Annotated in this window: 20 protein-coding genes; 8 read left to right on the plus strand and 12 right to left on the minus strand. The window is 65.9% G+C overall.

The annotated features are described in order from the left end of the window. Window positions 1-9: 9 nt before the first annotated feature. The 5 genes from CX676_RS13490 to CX676_RS13510 all read right to left on the minus strand — a co-directional run bounded on the left by CX676_RS13490 (window position 10) and on the right by CX676_RS13510 (window position 4,220). On the minus strand, window positions 10-354 hold the full coding sequence (locus CX676_RS13490) for a hypothetical protein (protein WP_101753087.1): 345 nt from the start codon (window positions 352-354) through the stop codon (window positions 10-12). After that, the gene (locus CX676_RS13495; protein WP_101753088.1) at window positions 351-962 is read right to left on the minus strand and encodes a hypothetical protein; all 612 of its coding nucleotides are present in this window, start codon (window positions 960-962) and stop codon (window positions 351-353) included. Before CX676_RS13495 ends, CX676_RS13490 begins: the two co-directional genes overlap by 4 nt. Before the next feature lie 92 nt (window positions 963-1,054). Beyond that, the gene (locus tag CX676_RS13500; RefSeq protein WP_101753089.1) at window positions 1,055-2,380 is read right to left on the minus strand and encodes an ATP-binding response regulator; all 1,326 of its coding nucleotides are present in this window, start codon (window positions 2,378-2,380) and stop codon (window positions 1,055-1,057) included. Next, complete coding sequence (locus CX676_RS13505) at window positions 2,377-3,513, minus strand: FIST N-terminal domain-containing protein (protein WP_101754334.1); 1,137 nt, start codon at window positions 3,511-3,513, stop codon at window positions 2,377-2,379. Before CX676_RS13505 ends, CX676_RS13500 begins: the two co-directional genes overlap by 4 nt. After that, a complete protein-coding gene (locus tag CX676_RS13510) occupies window positions 3,513-4,220 on the minus strand; it encodes a response regulator transcription factor (RefSeq protein WP_101753090.1) in 708 nt (235 codons plus the stop codon). The genes CX676_RS13505 and CX676_RS13510 overlap by 1 nt, the downstream gene beginning before the upstream one ends. Before the next feature lie 184 nt (window positions 4,221-4,404). Here CX676_RS13510 and CX676_RS13515 point away from each other — a divergent pair, with 184 nt between their 5' ends. The 3 genes from CX676_RS13515 to CX676_RS13525 all read left to right on the plus strand — a co-directional run bounded on the left by CX676_RS13515 (window position 4,405) and on the right by CX676_RS13525 (window position 6,740). After that, window positions 4,405-5,367 (plus strand): ABC transporter substrate-binding protein, encoded by a 963-nt coding sequence (locus tag CX676_RS13515; RefSeq protein ID WP_232816657.1) that lies wholly within the window; start codon window positions 4,405-4,407, stop codon window positions 5,365-5,367. A 61-nt stretch (window positions 5,368-5,428) separates the two neighbouring features. Then, window positions 5,429-6,142, plus strand: coding sequence for an ABC transporter permease (locus CX676_RS13520; protein ID WP_101753092.1), 714 nt, complete (start codon window positions 5,429-5,431; stop codon window positions 6,140-6,142). Next, window positions 6,132-6,740: an ATP-binding cassette domain-containing protein gene (locus CX676_RS13525; protein ID WP_101753093.1), complete on the plus strand. Its 609-nt coding sequence runs from the start codon at window positions 6,132-6,134 to the stop codon at window positions 6,738-6,740. The genes CX676_RS13520 and CX676_RS13525 overlap by 11 nt, the downstream gene beginning before the upstream one ends. Here the strand turns inward: CX676_RS13525 and CX676_RS13530 are convergent. From CX676_RS13530 to pqqA, 7 genes are all read right to left on the minus strand, one after another. Next, complete coding sequence (locus tag CX676_RS13530; RefSeq protein WP_157935934.1) at window positions 6,682-7,458, minus strand: hypothetical protein; 777 nt, start codon at window positions 7,456-7,458, stop codon at window positions 6,682-6,684. The genes CX676_RS13525 and CX676_RS13530 overlap by 59 nt on opposite strands. 65 nt (window positions 7,459-7,523) lie before the next feature. After that, window positions 7,524-8,300 (minus strand): quinoprotein dehydrogenase-associated SoxYZ-like carrier, encoded by a 777-nt coding sequence (locus CX676_RS13535; protein ID WP_101753095.1) that lies wholly within the window; start codon window positions 8,298-8,300, stop codon window positions 7,524-7,526. Between the two features lie 2 nt (window positions 8,301-8,302). Beyond that, the gene (pqqE, locus tag CX676_RS13540) at window positions 8,303-9,439 is read right to left on the minus strand and encodes a pyrroloquinoline quinone biosynthesis protein PqqE (protein ID WP_101753096.1); all 1,137 of its coding nucleotides are present in this window, start codon (window positions 9,437-9,439) and stop codon (window positions 8,303-8,305) included. Next, the gene (pqqD, locus tag CX676_RS13545; protein ID WP_101753097.1) at window positions 9,436-9,729 is read right to left on the minus strand and encodes a pyrroloquinoline quinone biosynthesis peptide chaperone PqqD; all 294 of its coding nucleotides are present in this window, start codon (window positions 9,727-9,729) and stop codon (window positions 9,436-9,438) included. Before pqqD ends, pqqE begins: the two co-directional genes overlap by 4 nt. Further along, window positions 9,726-10,475: a pyrroloquinoline-quinone synthase PqqC gene (pqqC, locus tag CX676_RS13550; protein ID WP_101753098.1), complete on the minus strand. Its 750-nt coding sequence runs from the start codon at window positions 10,473-10,475 to the stop codon at window positions 9,726-9,728. The genes pqqD and pqqC overlap by 4 nt, the downstream gene beginning before the upstream one ends. Next, on the minus strand, window positions 10,472-11,353 hold the full coding sequence (gene pqqB / locus CX676_RS13555; RefSeq protein WP_101753099.1) for a pyrroloquinoline quinone biosynthesis protein PqqB: 882 nt from the start codon (window positions 11,351-11,353) through the stop codon (window positions 10,472-10,474). The genes pqqC and pqqB overlap by 4 nt, the downstream gene beginning before the upstream one ends. Before the next feature lie 73 nt (window positions 11,354-11,426). Beyond that, on the minus strand, window positions 11,427-11,519 hold the full coding sequence (pqqA, locus tag CX676_RS13560; protein ID WP_101753100.1) for a pyrroloquinoline quinone precursor peptide PqqA: 93 nt from the start codon (window positions 11,517-11,519) through the stop codon (window positions 11,427-11,429). Between the two features lie 122 nt (window positions 11,520-11,641). Between pqqA and CX676_RS13565 the strand changes: the two genes are divergently transcribed. From CX676_RS13565 to CX676_RS13585, 5 genes are all read left to right on the plus strand, one after another. Continuing rightward, entirely contained in the window at window positions 11,642-12,697 is a 1,056-nt protein-coding gene (locus CX676_RS13565) for a quinoprotein relay system zinc metallohydrolase 2 (protein ID WP_101753101.1), read from the plus strand. Window positions 12,698-12,800: 103 nt separating this feature from the next. After that, entirely contained in the window at window positions 12,801-14,156 is a 1,356-nt protein-coding gene (locus tag CX676_RS13570) for an ABC transporter substrate-binding protein (RefSeq protein ID WP_101753102.1), read from the plus strand. A gap of 81 nt (window positions 14,157-14,237) precedes the next feature. Next, complete coding sequence (locus CX676_RS13575) at window positions 14,238-15,230, plus strand: carbohydrate ABC transporter permease (protein ID WP_101753103.1); 993 nt, start codon at window positions 14,238-14,240, stop codon at window positions 15,228-15,230. Then, window positions 15,230-16,357, plus strand: a complete 1,128-nt coding sequence (locus CX676_RS13580) for a carbohydrate ABC transporter permease (RefSeq protein WP_101753104.1) — start codon at window positions 15,230-15,232, stop codon at window positions 16,355-16,357. Before CX676_RS13575 ends, CX676_RS13580 begins: the two co-directional genes overlap by 1 nt. Window positions 16,358-16,368: 11 nt before the next feature. Next, a complete protein-coding gene (locus CX676_RS13585) occupies window positions 16,369-17,910 on the plus strand; it encodes an alpha-amylase family glycosyl hydrolase (protein ID WP_232816456.1) in 1,542 nt (513 codons plus the stop codon). Window positions 17,911-17,924 lie beyond the last annotated feature (14 nt).

The following is a 17,924-nucleotide window of genomic DNA, read 5'->3' on the forward strand; positions in this document are numbered from 1 at the left end:
CCCGGAGGACTAGAAACAGAGAATTTCAGCTTCCGCCTCGGCGCGGCGCAGGGTGGCGACCATTTCGGTCATCTCGGGCATGCCACGGAACATGCTGGCCCGCTCGCCCGAGACCTGCCGCATCGCCAGCACCGTCTCGGCGCTGACGTAATCCTCGTAGGTGATGACGCTGGCGATCTGGTCGATGGCGCAGGAACAGCGGTCCAGCATGTTGCGGTTCTGGCCATTGGTCGCCATGCAGGCAAAGACGTATTCCGCGCGGGCATTGGTGGGGAAATCGTTCAGCTCCTGCGCGGCAGCCGGTCCGGCCAGCGGCGCGGCGAGGACGGCCAGCAGCGCAGCCGCCCGCCTCATTGCATCACCAGATGGTTCACATAGCCGGGGCTGTCACCGGCGGTCTGGGCCAGAAGCTCGCGGATCGGCGCCTTGGGGCCACCGATGGTGAAGACCAGTTCCAGCGTCTCGAAGCCGTTCATGCGGGCCGCATTCGGATCGCTTTCGAACGGCTTGAACCGCGCCTCGACCGTGTCGCCGTCGCGGCTGAGACTGCCCGCACCGAACAGCGCATCCTTCATCCGGTTGCGGATATAGAAGGGGCTGCCGCCGGTCAGCGCGGCCATGTCGCGTGCAGTGCGCTCCAGGAAGAAAGTCAGCACCGGATCACCGCCCGAGATCGGGAAGGGGCCGACCTTGCGCTCGAAATCGTTCGAATCGTGGTTGATCTGCAAGACCGGCTTGCCGTCCGAGGGGTCGATGGTCTCGGAGAGGGTCAGGGTGCCGCCCTCGACGGCGCGAAAGCCCTCGGCCTCGGGGCCCTTGACGGTCTCGGACCAGACCAGGGTCTTGTCGCCCAAGGACCAGGGACCGCGTTCGGCAAAGACCGCATCGCCGGCCTCGCCCGCATGGGCTGGCGCAATGGGGGCCAGCAGCAGCGCCAGCGCGAGACAGATGGTTTTCTTCATGCGATTCCTCCCCGAACCGGGTGGCAGATTGGCGCGGCCAAGCGCCTTGGGCAAGGCTTGCGGGCGGAGCCTCCGTCCTAGGTCGCAGGTGGTCACGCCAGAAGCTGTTCCAGCATCAGCTGCAGATCGGCCGGGCGCACCGGCTTTTCCAGCAGAGGCACGCCGATATCGGCGCAGGCGCGGGCGATGTCGGGGTCGCGGCGGGCGGTGACCATGACCGCCGGGATCGGGTGGCCGGCGGCGGCGCGCAGCGCGTTGATGGCGGCGATACCGGTATCGTCATCGTCCAGATTGTAATCGGCCAGGATCACGTCGGGCGGGTCCTCGCCCATGGTCGCTAAGGCCTCGGCGGTGCTGCCGGCCAGGCGCACGACCATGCTGGCCTGTCCCTGCAGGATAACCTCGTAACCACGCCGCATCCCGCTGTCGTTCTCGACGATCATCGCCAGCCGCCCGCGCAGCGCCCCGGTCTGGCCGTGACGCGCTGCGGGGCCATGCGGGTCGGCATGAACCGCGACCGGCAGGCCGACGCGGAACACCGTGCCGCGCATCGGCTCGCTGTCCAGCTTCAGCGGATGGCCCAGCTTGGCGCAGGCGCGGCGCACGATCGAGAGGCCCAGCCCCATGCCGGTGGCACCGCTGTCCTGATTGAGCCGCTGGAACTCGCCGAAGATGCGATTGCGGTCGATGGCGGGAATGCCGGGGCCAGTATCCCAGACCTCAAGCCAGCTCAGCGGGCCGCGCGGGCGCATGCCGACCAGCACCCCGCCCCGCGCGGTGTACTTGATCGCGTTCGAGATCAGGTTCTGCGCGATGCGGCGCAGGAAGACCGGGTCGCTGTCGATCACTGCCCGCGTGGGGGCAAAGCGCAGGCGCAGCCCCTTGGCCTCGGCCATCGGACCATATTCATCGGCCAGCCGCACGAACAGCGGGTCCATCGCCACCGGCTTGCGGTGGAACTCGATCCGCTGGCTGTCCAGCCGGGCAATGTCCAGAACCGCGTGCATCAGCTGCTCGACCGATTCAAAGGCCCCGGTCAGCCGCGCCACCATCTCTTGCTGGCCCCCATCCATGTCGGTGCCGGCCAGCGCGTCCAGAAACAGCCGCGCCGCCGAGAGCGGTTGCAACAAGTCATGGCTGGCGGCGCGCAGGAAACGGGTCTTGGAGCGGTTGGCCTCTTCCGCCGAGGCGCGGGCGACGGCCAGTTCACGGTTCCGCTGTGACAGGTCGGCCAGAGCCTGTTCCAGCTGCGCGGTGCGGGTGGTGACCTCCTGTTCCAGCGCCACGGCGGCCTGGAACATCGACCAGGCCGAGCCGCGCGATTCCTCCAGCCGGTCCACCCGCTCGATCAGCACATCGGCGATACGGCCCAGTTTCTCGGCCCGGCGTTCGGGGCTGTCCTCCTGGCGCAGCATCATGGCGAGGCCGGGGGCAGGATGGCGAGGCCGACGAAGGTCTGGTTCACATGCATGGCGCTGTGCTGTTCGCCATAGGTGTTGAAGCCGATGATGTTGAACCGGGCAAACAGGTCGGACATGGCGCCCATCAGCCCGGCGCGTTCCAAGGCCAGTCGGCGCAGGATGCAGTCAAAGCCCAGCACCATGAGCGGGCGGCGCGGAAGCGCCTCGAGCGCGCTGGCAAAACCATGGGTCAGATCCTCGGCCCGGCCAAGGGTCAGGACCGTGCCCACATCGATCGCCGACATCAGCGACAGCCCACCATCTTCGGTGCGGGCGCGGATGGCGCGGACATGGTGGCGGCGGCCCATACGCAGAAGCAGCGGATGCCGGGCGAAATCGCTGGGGGTCAGGGCTGCTTCGGGGATGCCGGTCAGGCGGGCATATTCCTCGGCCGCAGGTTCGGCGTTCAGTTCAAGGATGATGCGCTGATCGGGGATCGCGGCGGTCACCACGGCGCGGGTCGAGGTGGCGCTGAAATGCGCGAAGGAGACCTCGCTCACTGGCAGCAGCGTCTCGACCATGACGAAAACGGCGATATCCGAGGCAACCTCGTCATCGGCAATGAGGCAGGTGCGGGTGAATTCCAGCCCGTCGCCCGCCGAACCGCCCAAGACCGGCATGGCCGGCAGCGCGGCCTCGATGGCGGCGATCAGCACCTCTTCCTTGCCGGCCAGCCCGTCCGAGAACAACAGCCCGAACTGCGCCTTGTCGCGGTCGCCGGCAAAGGCCGTGTGCCGCCGGCGCAACTGCGCCATCCAGTCCGAAACCGGGATATGCGCCAGATTGCGCAGCACCTCGATCTCGGCGCGAAAGCTCTGGCGGGGAAAACCGATGGCGACGATCTGGCCGGTGCAATAGCCATGGCAGCCGATCTCGCCCGCCGAAGAACAGCCCGCAACCCGGCTGTCGGGCAGAGCGGCGCGCAGGGCGCGCGCCAGGGGCGCCAGCGCATCGCGGGGCGAGCCGAAGATGATCACCAACCCCGGGTCGATCCCGGCCATTTCGGCCACAAGCCGCGCGGCGCCACCCGGATCGGCCGAGTCGATCTGGACGGTTCGCGGCCCGTAGGGAGGACCCGCGCCGTCCTGCATCATCCGGCCTCGAAGAGTTTCGCCGAATTGGCCAGCAGCACGGCTTGCGTGCGCCGGCGGGCGTTGATCTTGGACATGATGGCGGTGATATGGGTCTTGACCGTGGCCTCGGCGATGGACAGCTCGTAGCTGATTTCCTTGTTCGCCTTGCCCTGGCAGATCAGCCGCAGGATCCGCATCTGCTGCGGTGTCAGGCTGGCAAAGCGCCGCGCCAGATCGGCCCGCGCTTCTTCCTCTTCCTCGGCCAGTTCCGGCTCGTAGCCCTCGGGCGTCACCTGCTCGCCGTTCCACATGCGGCGCAGGCTGTCGACCAGCGACTCGCGCCCCAGCGATTTGCTGATATAGCCCTGCGCCCCCGCCGACAGCGAGGCCTGGACCTGGGCCGCGTCGATATCGGCCGAGATCATGGTGATCGGCACATCGGGCAGCAGCCGACGCAGGGTGACGATGCCCTCGGCCCCGCGCGCATCGGGCAGGTTCAGATCGAGGATCACCGCATCCGGCGCGCCCTGCGAGCGGATCTGTTCGACCGCGGCGGCGAGGCTGCGGGCGGTGCGGACATGTTTCAGGCCAAAGCTGATCTTCAGCGTCAGTGCGAGCGCATCGCACATGAGCGGGTGGTCATCGACGATCAGGATCTCCTTCACCTGATCGGCGGACAATCGAAACGGCGATACGGGCGTTTCCGCCTCGGGCTCTGCCGGCATGGTCTGATTCCTCCCCTGATGATCGAAACCTTGTTTCACCGGCCCCGTTTCTGCATCGATTGTAGGGGCGTGTCCCTGCAAAGCAAGTCCCATACAACCAACGTGCTATTGGCGGCGGGCAGCGGTCATGCCAGTTTCGAACCGACCGGACCGGGTGAAGGGGAGGCTACCGATCATGAACATCATGGCGAAACTGGCGCTTGCGGCCTGCCTTTGGGCGGGCGTGGCAGAGGCGCAAGAGGCGAGCCTGCCGGTGATCGAGATCGGCACGCTGGAAAACGGCACGGTGAACTGGGAACTCCAGACCATCAAGGACCGGGGTTTCGATACCGCCAACGGCTTCACGCTGGAGCTTCTGCCGCTGGCCGGCAACCCGGCGACGCAGGTCGCCATGCAGGGCGGCGAGGTTGATGCCATCGTCTCGGATTTCCTCTGGGTGGCGCAGCAGCGGGCGCAGGGGGCGGATTTCACCTTCCTGCCCTATTCGACCGCGGTGGGCAGCCTCGTAGTGCCGGCGGACAGCCCGGTGCAGACGCTTGCCGACCTGAAGGGCAAGAAGATCGGCATTGCCGGCGGGCCGGTGGATAAAAGCTGGCTGATCCTGCGCGCCTGGAATGCCAAGGAGAATGGCGAGGATCTGGCGGCGGTGACCGAACAGGTCTTTGGCGCGCCGCCGGTGATCATGAACGCGGCCGAGACCGGCGAGGTCGATGGGGCCATCAATTTCTGGCATTTCCTCGCCAAGATGAAGGCGGCGGGGATGCGCGAGGTGATCAGCGTCGAACAGGCCGCGACCGATCTGGGGCTGGACCCGACCACCCCGCTTCTGGGCTTCGTGCTGCGTGATGCGTGGATTGCCGAGCATCCCGATCTGGCCAAGGGCCTTGCCGCCGCCTCGCAGCAGGCCAAGGCGCTGCTGGCCAGTGACGATGCCGCATGGGAGGCGATCCGGCCGATGATGAACGCCGCCAATGATGCCGAGTTCGAGGCGCTGCGCGAGGGCTGGCGTGCGGGCATTCCGCCCGAGGGGCCGGTGAATGCCGAGAACGCGCAGGCGATGTTCGCGGTGATGGCCGAACTTGGCGGCGAGGAACTGACCGGCGGCCTGTCCGAATTGCCCGAGGGGTTGTTCTGGTCGGGTGAATAAGGCGCCGAGACATATTTGGCAAAGCCCCGGTCTGCTGCCGGGGCTTTTCTCGGTTCTGGCGATGCTGGTCCTATGGGCCGTGGCCTCGCAACTGACCGAGCGGCCGCAAATACTGCCCGCGCCCTGGGTGGTGGCCGCGCGCATCTGGACGCTGGCCGCCTCGGGCGAACTGTGGTTTCACGCCGGGATGACCCTCTTCCGGGTGCTCGCGAGCTTTGTCATCGCCATGGCCGTGGGCATTGCGCTGGGGCTGTGGATGGGCCGGTTCCGCACCGCCGATCACTGGCTGAACCCGGCGCTGGTGATCGCGCTGAACATCCCGGCGCTGGTGACGATCGTCCTGGCCTATATCTGGATCGGGCTGAACGAGGTCGCTGCGATCACCGCCGTGGCGCTGAACAAGATCCCGGTCGTCACCGTCATGCTGCGCGAGGGCAGCCGCGCGCTGCGCCCCGATCTGGACGACATGGCCTCGGCCTTTCGCATGGGCCGGCTGGAGCGGCTGCGCCATGTCGTCCTGCCGCAACTGGCCCCCTATATCGCCGGGGCGGCGCGCGCGGGGATCTCGCTGATCTGGAAGATCGTGCTGGTGGTGGAATTCCTCGGCCGCTCGAACGGGGTGGGGTTCAAGATCCACCTTCTCTTCTCCAGCTTCGACGTGGCGGGTGTGCTGGCCTGGGCGCTGGCCTTCGTCGCCGTCATGCTGCTGATCGACCTGATGATCCTGCGCCCCTGGGAAGCACGCGCCAACCGCTGGAGGCGCGATGAGGCTTGATCTGACCGAGAAGCATTTCGCCGAACGCAAGGTACTGGGCGCGCTGGTCCTGCAGGTGGAACGCGGCCAGCGCATCGCGGTGCTCGGACCCTCGGGCATCGGCAAGTCGACGCTGCTCAGGATCATCGCCGGGCTGGACCGGGAATTCAGCGGGCGGCTGAGTGGCGAGGACCGGCTGGCGGTGGTGTTTCAGGAACCGACGCTGCTGCCCTGGCGGCGCGCGCTGGAGAACATCACCATCCCCACCGGCTGCGATCCTGCCTTGGCGCGGCAGTTGATGGGCGAGGTCGGGCTGGCGGGGCGCGAGGGGCAGTTTCCGCGGCAAATGTCGCTGGGTCAGCAGCGCCGGCTGGCGCTGGCCCGCGCCTTTGCCGCGCGGCCAGATATCCTGTTGATGGACGAACCCTTTGCCAGCCTCGATGCCGAGACGGCGGCGCGGATGATCGATCTGACCGCCGCGCTTCTGGATCGCAGCGGGGCGGGGCTGATCCTTGTCACCCATGACGCGGGCGAGCCGGCGCGGCTTGGCGCCAGCGCGGTCACGCTGTCGGGCCAGCCTGCCCGGCTTCAGCAGGCGCCGCCTTCGCCCGGCGTTTGAGCACCTGTTCCAGCTTCAGCCCGGAGAGCGGCGTGCGCTCCTGCATCATCAGCCGGTGTTCGCGCTGCATCTCGGGCGGGCGGGCGCGATGGACGCTGTTGAACAGCGAGGTCCGCCAATAGGCGTGCTGCATGTTGCTGGCGATCTCGTCCTTCTCGCGCGGCAGGATCCACATGCTGCGCGCCGCGCGGGCGTGCAGTCGGGCATGGCGCAGATCGACGAAGCCGGCGGCCGAGATCACCTCGTCCAGCACGGGCAGGTTGCGGCCCAGCATGCAGGCGGTGCCGGTACCCAGAATGTCCACCTTGGTGATGTGCTGCGCCGGCTTGTGGAAGAGAAAATTCCGCCACAACGATTCATCGGTCTGCTTCTTGTAGACCCAGGCATTGCCCTGGAAGCCCAGCACATTGTCGTCGGGATCCAGCAGGTCGAACCCGGCCAGCGTGCGGGCGACATAGTCGGGCGGATAGAGGATGTCGTCATCGATGGTGAAAACGAAATCGTCGGGCGCCGGCGGGAAGGCGAACTTGCCCGCATCCTTCAGGTCACGCTCGGGGATCATCGCCTCGATCTTGGCGTCACCCTTCAGCTCGGCGGGGATCGCGTCGTACTGGTTCAGGCAGAGGCACAGCCGGTCCACCTGTGGCAGGATCGTCTGGACCGTCTGCATCAGGATGCCGGACCGGATGGGAAAGGTTGCCAGATGGGCCCGGATCATCGCCGCCTCGCGCTGCATTCGGCAGGCAGGATGCGCGAGGCCGCGCGGGCGCGCAATGGCCGGGTTCAGCCGGCGGCGTCGAAGACCTGGTCCCAGACCTGCCCTTCAGTATCCTCGACATGGACCGAGATCGGCTGGCCATTCGGCTCATAGCCAAAGCGGAAAACCGGGTCCTCGCTGACCGAAATGCCCGCCGACATGGTGAACAGCAGCTCCTCGCCCTGCCGCACCTCGAGCTTGTCGATGAAATGTGCGGGGATGTTCAGCAGCGTCACTTGGTCGCGCTGCAGGCCCGAGAAGTTCGGATGGCGGATCATCAGCGTGCCGATGGTGCGGCCCTCCTCGGCGACCGATTTCCAGCGCATTTGGCCCATCGTCTCGGCCACCGCCGCCATGTCCTTGCCCGCCGGGGCCGAACAGCCGCCAGAGGCTTTCACGAAGCGCCCGGCCATGACCGTGTCGCCGCCCTCGGTGGTGGCAATGCCGCGCACGTCGGAATAGGCGTTCACCCGCATCCGCACCTCGAAATCGAGCGGCATCAGCGCCGGGCCAAAACTGTATTCGGCGGCGACCGGGGCCGGGTTCTCGTCGATCACAACGGTCAGGTCGGTGATCGCCGCGCCGCCTGCGGGCTGGGTGATGTGGATCGGCACCAGCGCCGCGTCATTGGCGCGGATCGGCGCGGTCAGGTCGAACACCGCCGGATCGACGGGCGGCTCGGCCGTCAGGCCGACGACGCTTTCGCGCAGATCGTCCCATGTGGCCGAGGGTTGCAGCGGGTTGTCCTCGGCCAGTGCCGGGGTGGCCAGCGCGAGGAAGGCCAGGGTCAGAAAGGGTCGCATCGTCAACCTCCTTTCGTCATGCGGCGATAGATCAGCGCCTCGGTCGGGCTGGCGGCATCCGCCTCGGCCCGGGCGACGACCTGTTCGTGCAGCGGCGATTTCGAGCAGACCGGATCAGTTGCCCGCGCATCGCCCGCCAATGCCATAGCCTGACACCGACAGCCGCCAAAATCCACGGTTTTCCGCTCACATGTCTGGCATGGCTCGGGCATCCATGCCGTGCCGCGGAAGGCGTTGAAGCTGTCCGAGAGGCTCCAGATCTCGGCAAGGCTGCGCTCGCGCACGGTCTCGAAGGCCATGCCCTTGATCGACTGCGCCGCATGGCAGGGCAGCACCGTGCCGTCGGGCGTGACGTTCAGCCCGGTCGAGCCCCAGCCGCCCATGCAGGCCTTGGGATAGATGGCGTGGTGATCGGCGGGGACGTAATCGATGACCATGCGGCCCCTGAGGCGCAGGCGCGCGTCATTCACCACCTGCCGCGCGAATGCGGCCTGTTCGCGGGTGGGCATCAGCGCGGCGCGGTTCAGATCGGCCCAGCCATGGAACTGCACCGTCGCCACCTCGATCCGCCTTGCGCCCAGACGCTCGGCCAGATCGATCATCTCGGGCAGGCGTTCCATGTTCTGGCGATGGACGACGGCATTGATGGTCAGCGGAAAGCCGATCTCGGTGACCCAGTCGGCAAAGGCCATCTTCTTGTCCCAAGATCCCGGATGGCCGCTGATCCGGTCGGCCATGTCGGGGCGGATACCCTGCAGGGACAGTTGCACATGCTCGACCCCCGCGCTGTCCAGCTCCTCCAGCCGCGCGCGGGTGATGCCGATGCCCGAGGTGATGAGGTTCACATAAAGCCCGGCATCCCGCGCCCCCGCGACGATCTCTGCCAGATCGCGCCGCGCGCCGGGTTCTCCGCCCGAGATATGGACCTGCAAGACGCCCAGATCGGCGGCCTCGCGGAACACTCGCGCCCAGTCGGCGGGCGACAGCTCGCCACCGGCGCGGGTCAGTTCCACCGGGTTCGAGCAATAGGGGCAGGCCAGCGGGCAGCGGTGCGTCACCTCGGCCAGCATGGCCATGGGCGCGCGAGGTGTGACGGGATTGCCGTCAAGGTCGCGGGGCTGGGCGGGCAGGTCCTTCATGGCGCGTCCTTCACGAAGACCATGCGGCGTTCGATCAGGCCGGTCAGGAAGTCGCAAATATCACCGGCGATCTGATCCTCCGGCGCGTTGTATCGGCTGGCGAGGTCGCGGGCGATCTGGCCCATGCTGCGCGCACCGTCGAGTTCCGACAGGATGGCATCGCCGATCTGGTCAAGCTGCATCGCGCGCTCCGGTGCCTGAAGGATGCGCAGACCCCGCACCCGGTCATCGGCCAGCCTCACCCCGCGCGGCAGGTAGGGCACCTGGTCGGGCGCGATCAGCGGGGTCATGCCATGCCCTCGCCGGGCTGCCATGCGCCGGGTGGGATATGGCCTTCGACATAGCCATGCCAGAGGGCATCCAACTGCGCCCAGAGCACATCGGTCTTGAAGGTCAGCGCGGCGGCGGCGGCATCTTGTTTCTCCAGCGTGTCGGCATGGGTCAGGACATAGTCGAGACCGAAGGCCACATCCTCGGGCGCCTCGGTCAGCCGCTTCTTGAAATAGGCGAGGCTGCTGTCATCGGCGAAATCGTAATGAGCCAGCAGGCCCTCGATCCGCTGCGCGTGGATCCTGGGGGCGAAAAGCTCGGTCAGGCTGGCGGCCACGGCGTCGAGCAGTGGCATGTCACGGACGAAGCGGACATAGGCCTCGACCGCGAAGCGGGTCGCCGGCATGATGCCCACGCCCGAGGCGACGTAATCCGGGCTCAGCCCCACGGCCTGCGCCAAAGCCAGCCAGCGGCGGATGCCACCGCCCTCGGTCACGCCGCCATCGTGATCCTCGATCCGCTTGCGCCAGACGCGGCGCAGGTCGGGATCCTCGACCCGCGACAGGAAGGCCGCATCCTTCATTGGAATGTGCGACTGGTACATCCAGCGATTGATGACCCATGCCCGGACCTCGTCGGGCGTGCAGGCACCGCCATGCAGCCTTGCGTGGAACGGGTGGCGGTCGTGATAGCGTTCCGCGCCGATGGCGCGCAGCCTTGCCTCGAAATCGGCGCGGCTCTGCGCCTGCTGCGGAAGGTCTTTCATAGGGTGATCTCCATGCCGTCGCGGCCGATCTGCCAGCCGCTGTCGCGGGCCTCGGCCGATTGCGGGCTGGCCGGATCGGTCAGCGGGTTGGAATTGTTGAGATGAACGAAGATGCGCTGGCCGGTGGGCACCTGCGCCAGCGCGCGGATGCTGTCCGAGGCCGACAGATGGCCCATGCGGCGGCCGGTTTTCTGGCCCAGCCCGGCAGCGATCATCTCGCCATCCTGCCACAGCGTGCCATCGAACATCAGCAGATCAGCGGCGGCGATGCGGGCCTTGAGCCAACCCGGCAGATCAGCACAGCCGGGGATATAGAGCGCGCGGCGGTCGCCCGCCATCAGTTCGACGCCCACGGTATTCTCGCCCATCAGCCCGGTCTCGACCTGCTCGCCCTCGAGATAGAGTGGCACCTTGCCCGGCACGGCGAACAGCGTCGCGGTCAGGCCGGGGGCAAGGTCGAAGGGCTGATCCAGCGCGATGGGCCGGCGCGGCACGAAATCGGGGTTCACCGCGCTCAGCATCGGGTTGGCGTCCAGTGCAGCGAGAATGGTTTCGGTGCCGAAGAGGTCGAAAGGCTGACTTTCGCGCAGTGTCAGCAGGCCCGCCACATGGTCGATATCGCCATTGGTCACCAGAACCGAGCGAAGCGGCATCTGGCGCAACCCGGACGGATGCAGCGCCGGGGTGGCGGCCAGTTGCGTGCGGATATCGGGCGAGGCGTTGATGATCGCCCAGTCCTGCCCGTTGGCGGACAGGGCAATGCTGCTTTGACTCATCGGCGGAATCCGCCCGTCCCGCGCCGCCTTGCAGTTGGCGCAGCCGCAATTCCATTGCGGCAGTCCACCGCCCGCCGCCGCGCCCAGGATGATGATCCGCATCTTGCCCCGAAATGAAACGATCCCGCCCGGTCAGGCCGGACGGGACCGTTCTCTCATGTCCGGCCCGTTCTTGTCAGAACAGGACCGGCTCGTCTTCGGCCGGGGCGTACATGTTGATTTCCATGCCGCAGGCGACTTCTTTCAGAACGGGTTTAGTCCAGGCCATCGGGTTCCTCCTCGTCTATGCCCGACACATGCTAGGATAAGTGCGCAACAGGTCAACGCGACCTAAGTCGCAACGCCGCTGGGGGCCGGCGAGAATCGTGACGAACCGGGAAAGATTGGCACATGTTCCATCTCATTTTGACTGCCTGCGTCGCCGCAAATTCCGGGCAATGCCTGGACCTGCTGCTACCCGAGGGCGATGCGGCGACGCAGCAGGATTGTCTTGCGGCGGCGCAGCGAATCAGTGGTGAGTGGATCGCAGCGCGGCCCGACCTGACCGCCACCAAGTCGACCTGCCGCGAGACCACCGAGGTCGAGACCGTCGATCTGGAAGAGGTTGCGCCCGGCATCTGGGTTCGTCGCGGAATCATCGCCCAGATCGAGGCCGAGAATCGCGGCCGGATCGCCAACCTGTCGGTGGTCATCGGCCGGGACAGCGTGGCGGTCATCGATGCGGGCGCCAGCAGGGCCGAGGGTCAGGCGCTTTACGCCGCGATCCGGCGGCTGACGATGAAGCCGATCAGCCACCTGGTCCTGACCCATATGCATCCCGATCACGTCCTGGGCGCCTCGGTCTTCACCGAGGCCGGGGCGACGGTCATGGCCAGCGCCAAGCTGCCGCCGGCGCTTGAGGCGCGGGCGATGACCTACCTGGAGAATTTCGATCGCATCCTTGGTCCGCGAGAAATGATCGGGACCAGCATCACCCTGCCCGTCGCGCTGGTGGAGGAGAGCGACCGGATCGATCTGGGCGAACGGGTTCTGGAGCTGCGGGCGGTGCTCACCGCCCATACCGACAATGATCTGATGGTGCGCGACGAGACCACGGGAGCGCTGTTCACCGGCGATCTGGTCTTTCGTGGCCTGACCCCGGTGGTCGATGGCTCGATCAACGGATGGTTGAACTGGCTGGCCGAGCCCCCCGCCCCTGGCGGGGTGATCGTGCCCGGTCATGGTGAAATTGCACAAAACTGGCAGGAAGCTGTTGCCAAACAAGCCGATCTGCTGGTCCAATTGCGTGATTCGGTCCGCAAATCGATCGCATCCGGGCAGCCCATGTCCGTCGCCGTTCCCGAAATAGTCGACCAGCTTCAGGGCCTTGCAGATGGATGGACGGACTTCCCCGAGACGATCGCCCGCGATGCCACCGCCGCTTACAAGGAGCTGGAGTGGGAGTAACAAATGATTGACAAAGTCTTAACTTTCTCGGATGTTGGCGCTAACAGACCGCTTCCGGCCTGAGCGTCAAGCTCGGGTGCAGCCGAAGAAACTGGGAGGAATAATGAAGAAAGTTCTCATGACGTCAGCCGCCGCCTTGGCGCTGACCATCACCGCAGCACACGCCCAAATGGTAATCGAACCGGGCAGCGATGACCGGATCAACTGGCAGAGCCTCGAGGATTTCAAGGCCGCCCATACTGGGCTCGAGGGGCAGACCCTCAGCATCATGGCGCCCTGGCTCGGCCCTGACCAGGAGCTGTTCACCTCGCTCCTGCCCTATTTCGAGGAAGCGACCGGGGTGAAGGTGAACTATTCCGGTTCGGCCACCTTCGAGCAGCAGATCGTCATCGACAGCGAGGCCGGCTCGCCCCCCGATATTGCGGTCTTCCCGCAGCCCGGCCTGGCCGCTGACCTTGCCAAGAAGGGCCGTCTGAAGCCGCTGCGCGAGGACATCACCCCCTGGCTGCAGGAAAACTATGCCGCCGGCGACAGCTGGATCCGCTTCAGCACCTATCCCGGACCGGACGGGGCCGAGCATCTGTATGTCTTCCCCTACAAGGCCGACGTGAAATCGCTGGTCTGGTATGTGCCGGAAAACTTCGAGGATGCGGGCTACGAGATCCCCGAGACTTACGAGGATCTGAAGGCGCTGACCGAACAGATCGCCGCAGATGGGGAAACCCCCTGGTGCATCGGTCTGGCCGCGGGCGGCGCGACCGGCTGGCCGGCGACCGACTGGGTCGAGGACCTGATGCTGCGCACCGCCACGCCCGAGGACTATGACGCCTGGACCACCAACGCGATGCCGTTCAACGATCCCAAGGTGATCGCGGCCATCGACGAATTCGGCTGGTTCGCCAAGACCGATGGCTATGCCGCCGGCGGCACGGCGGGCGTCAGCTCGACCGACTTCCGCGACAGCCCCAAGGGCCTCTTCGAGACGCCGCCGGCCTGCTACATGCACCATCAGGCCAGCTTCATCCCCTCGTTCTTCCCGGAGGGAACCGAGGTGGGCGTGGATGCGGACTTCTTCTACTTCCCGGCCCCGGCCGATGGCAGCATGGGCCAGCCGGTTCTGGGCGGTGGCACCCTGTTCGGGATGCTGACCGACAACCCGGCAGCGCAGGCCTTCATCGACTACCTTCAGACCCCCGCCGCGCATGAGATCTGGATGACCCAGAGCGGTTTCCTGACCCCCTACAAGGCGGTCAATGCCGAGGCCTATGGCGACGACACGCAGCGCAAGCTTGGCGACATCCTGCTGAACGCGACCACCTTCCGCTTTGACGGTTCGGACCTGATGCCGGCGGCGATCGGCGCGGGCGCCTTCTGGACGGCGATGGTCGACTATGTCGGCGGCGCCTCGGCCGAGGATGTGACGGCGGCCGTGCAGAATGCCTGGTCCACGCTGAACTAGCGCTCCGACACCACGCACAAAGAAAAGGGCGGCCCGCCGCGGCGGGCCGTCACTGAACCCGGATAATCGGAGGGACGAGTGATGGATCTGTTGTGGCTCGCCGTCAGCACCATCGTGATCGGCGTATTCGGCTGCGTCGCGTGGTTCTGGGGCTCGAACTGGATACTGGACGCGATCTACCCGCCGCGCGGACCCAATGCCGGGGACAATATCCGGCGCGCGAATGTCATCCGCCCCTGGCTGTTCCTTGGCCCCGCGATCCTGTTCCTGTCGCTTTACCTGGTCTATCCGGTGATCGGCAGTTTCTGGGCCTCGCTGCACAACGCCAGCGGCAGCCAGTTCGTCGGCGCGGACAACTATGTCTGGCTGCTGGGCGATGCGAAATTCTGGGAATCGATGCGCAACAACCTGTTCTGGTTGCTGGTCGTTCCCGCCCTCTCGACCCTCTTTGGATTGCTCGCCGCGCAGCTGACCGACCGGATCAAATGGGGCAGCATCGGCAAGTCGCTGATCTTCATGCCGATGGCGATCAGCTTCGTCGGCGCCGGCGTCATCTGGAAATTCATCTACGAATATCGCGAGGAGGGTGAATCGCAGATCGGCCTGCTGAACGCCATCGTCACCTCGCTTGGCGGCGACCCGCAGGTCTGGCTGAACCTGATTCCGTGGAACAACTTCTTCCTGATGATCGTGCTCGTGTGGATCCAGACCGGCTTTGCGATGGTGATCCTGTCGGCTGCGCTGCGCGGCATTCCCGAGGAAACCATCGAAGCCGCCATTCTGGACGGCGCATCGCCGATGCAGGTCTTCTTCAAGATCAAGGTGCCGCAGATCATGGGCACCATCGCCGTGGTCTGGACCACCATCACCATCACCGTGCTGAAGGTCTTCGACATCGTCTTCGTCATGACCAACGGTCAATACGGCACGCAGGTTCTGGCGAACTACATGTATGACTGGGCGTTCCGGGCCAACGATGCCGGGCGCGGCTCGGCCATCGTCATCGTGCTGATGCTGCTCGTCACCCCGATCATGATCTGGAACATCGTAAACCTGCGCAAGGAGGCCCGCTGATGGAAGGCATGGCAGGACAGAAATCCTCGCTGACCTGGTCGGTCAACATCGCCGCGCTTCTGCTGGTGATCCTCTGGACCATCCCGACCTTCGGCCTGTTCGTCTCGTCGTTCCGCGATCGCGACCAGATCTCGACCTCGGGCTGGTGGAAATCCTTCTCGGCGCAGGAGCAGACGGGCTTCGTCCGCACCGGCACCGATGATGACGCGACCCAGGATGGCGGCCTCTATGTGCTGGAAGGTTCGCTGGTCACCGAGGGTCAGGACCTGATCGGCTGGGGCACCTCGGCCCGCCGGCCGGCTGAATTCGCGCCCGGCAGCAGCCAGACCATCGAGGATGGCTGGGAGCTGACGGTGAACGAAGATGGCAGCTATCGCCTGACCTCGCCCACCCCCTTCGAGATGAGCCGTGGCGAGCGGATCTTCACCACCACCACCGCCCCGGCGAAATTCACCACCGCCAACTATACGCGGGTGCTGACGGCGGACGGGATCGGCCGCGCCTTCATCAACACCGCGACCGTGACCATCCCGGCGACGATCATCCCGATCCTGATCGCGGCCTTTGCCGCCTATGCGCTGGCCTGGATGCGTTTCCCCGGTCGCGCGCTGATCATGGCGGTCGTGGTCGGGCTTCTGGTCGTGCCGCTGCAGGTGGCGCTGATCCCGCTTCTGCGCTTTCACAACGAGATCGGCATCGGCAAGGGCTATCTGGGCATCTGGCTCGCGCATACCGGCTTCGGCCTGCCATTGGCGATCTATCTCTTGCGCAGCTACATGGCAGGCTTGCCGCGCGAAGTGATCGAATCCGCCCGCGTCGACGGCGCGACCGAGTTCCAGATCTTCCGCAAGATCATCCTGCCGCTTTCCTTCCCGGCGCTGGCCTCGTTCTCGATCTTCCAGTTCCTCTGGACCTGGAACGACCTGCTGGTCGCCACCGTGTTCCTTGGCAACACCGATGAACAGCGGGTGATGACTGCGGCCCTGCGCGAGATGATGGGGTCGCGCGGCGGCGAATGGGAAATCCTGGCGACGTCGGCCTTCATCAGCATCTCGGTGCCGCTGATCGTCTTCTTCGCCATGCAACGTTACCTGGTCCGCGGATTGCTGGCCGGATCGGTCAAGTAAGGACAATCAAGTTGACGAAGACGACGAATGACTGGTGGAAGGGCGCGGTGATCTATCAGATCTACCCGCGCAGCTTCCAGGACACGACGGATGACGGCCGGGGCGATCTCGCAGGGATCGCGCAGCGGCTGGACCATGTCGCGTCGCTGGGTGTGGATGCGATCTGGATCTCGCCCTTCTTCACCAGTCCCATGAAGGATTTCGGCTATGATGTCAGCGATTATCGCGGCATCGACCCGCAATTCGGGACCATGGCGGATTTCGACCGGGTGATCGCCCGTGCCCACGAGCTGGGGCTGAAGGTGCTGATCGACCTGGTGCTGTCGCACACCTCGGACCAGCATCCGTGGTTCCACGAAAGCAAATCCTCGCGCGATAATGCCAAGGCCGACTGGTATGTCTGGGCCGATCCGAAGCCCGATGGCACCGGGCCGACCAACTGGCTGTCGATCTTTGGCGGCAGCGCCTGGCAGTGGAACCCCAAGCGCGAGCAGTATTACCTGCACAACTTCCTGAAGGAACAGCCCGACCTGAACTTCCACAACCCGGATGTGCAGGAGGCGCTGGTCGACGTGGCCCGCTTCTGGCTGGAACGGGGCGTCGACGGCTTCCGGCTGGATACGATCAACTTCTATACCCATGACGCGCAGCTGCGCGACAATCCGGGCCTGCCGCCCGAGCAGCGGCGGGCGGATACCGCGCCAGCTGTGAACCCCTACAACCACCAGAGCCACAAGTTCGACAAGTCGCAGCCCGAGAACCTGGTCTTCCTGAAGAAGCTGCGGGCGGTCATGGACGAATACGGCGCCGCCGCCGTCGGCGAGATCGGCGACAGCGAACGAGCCTGGGAGCTCTTGGAGGAATATACCCGCGGCAAGAACGGCGTGCAGATGTCCTATGTCTTCGACTTCCTGTCGGGCGAGGATCTGACCGCCGGCCGCATCGTCGAGGTCTTCGACGAGAAAGCGCGTCGCGCCCCCGATGGCTGGCCCTGCTGGGCCTTTTCCAACCATGACGTGGTCCGCCACATGTCGCGCTGGAACCTGAACCCCGCCGCCGCCAAGGCCTATGCAACGGTGCTGATGGCGCTGCAGGGCTCCGTCTGCCTCTACCAGGGCGAGGAATTGGGCCTGCCCGAGGCCGATATCGCCTATGAGGACCTGCAGGACCCCTATGGCATCGAATTCTGGCCCGAGTTCAAGGGCCGCGACGGCTGCCGCACGCCGATGGCCTGGGAGGCCAAGGCCAATGACTATGCCGGCTTCTCGACGGTGAAGCCGTGGCTACCGGTGCCCGAGGCGCATCGCGCGCTGGCGGTCAGCGAGCAGGAGGATGACCCGGATTCGCTGCTGAACCACTACCGCTGGTCGATCGGCCTGCGGCAGAAGCATCCGGCGCTGCGCATCGGCGATCAGACCGCGATGAAGGCCGAGGGTTCGGTCCTGTCCTTCCGCCGCGCGGCGGGCGAGGACAAGCTGCAGATCCGCGCGAACCTGTCGAACAAACCTGCGGCGGGGCTGGCGCCCTGGCAGGTCGAGATTAACGAGGGATAGAGGAGGGGGAGGCT

This window comes from Paracoccus zhejiangensis (genome assembly GCF_002847445.1).
GTDB classification, from domain to species: Bacteria; Pseudomonadota; Alphaproteobacteria; order Rhodobacterales; family Rhodobacteraceae; genus Paracoccus; species Paracoccus zhejiangensis.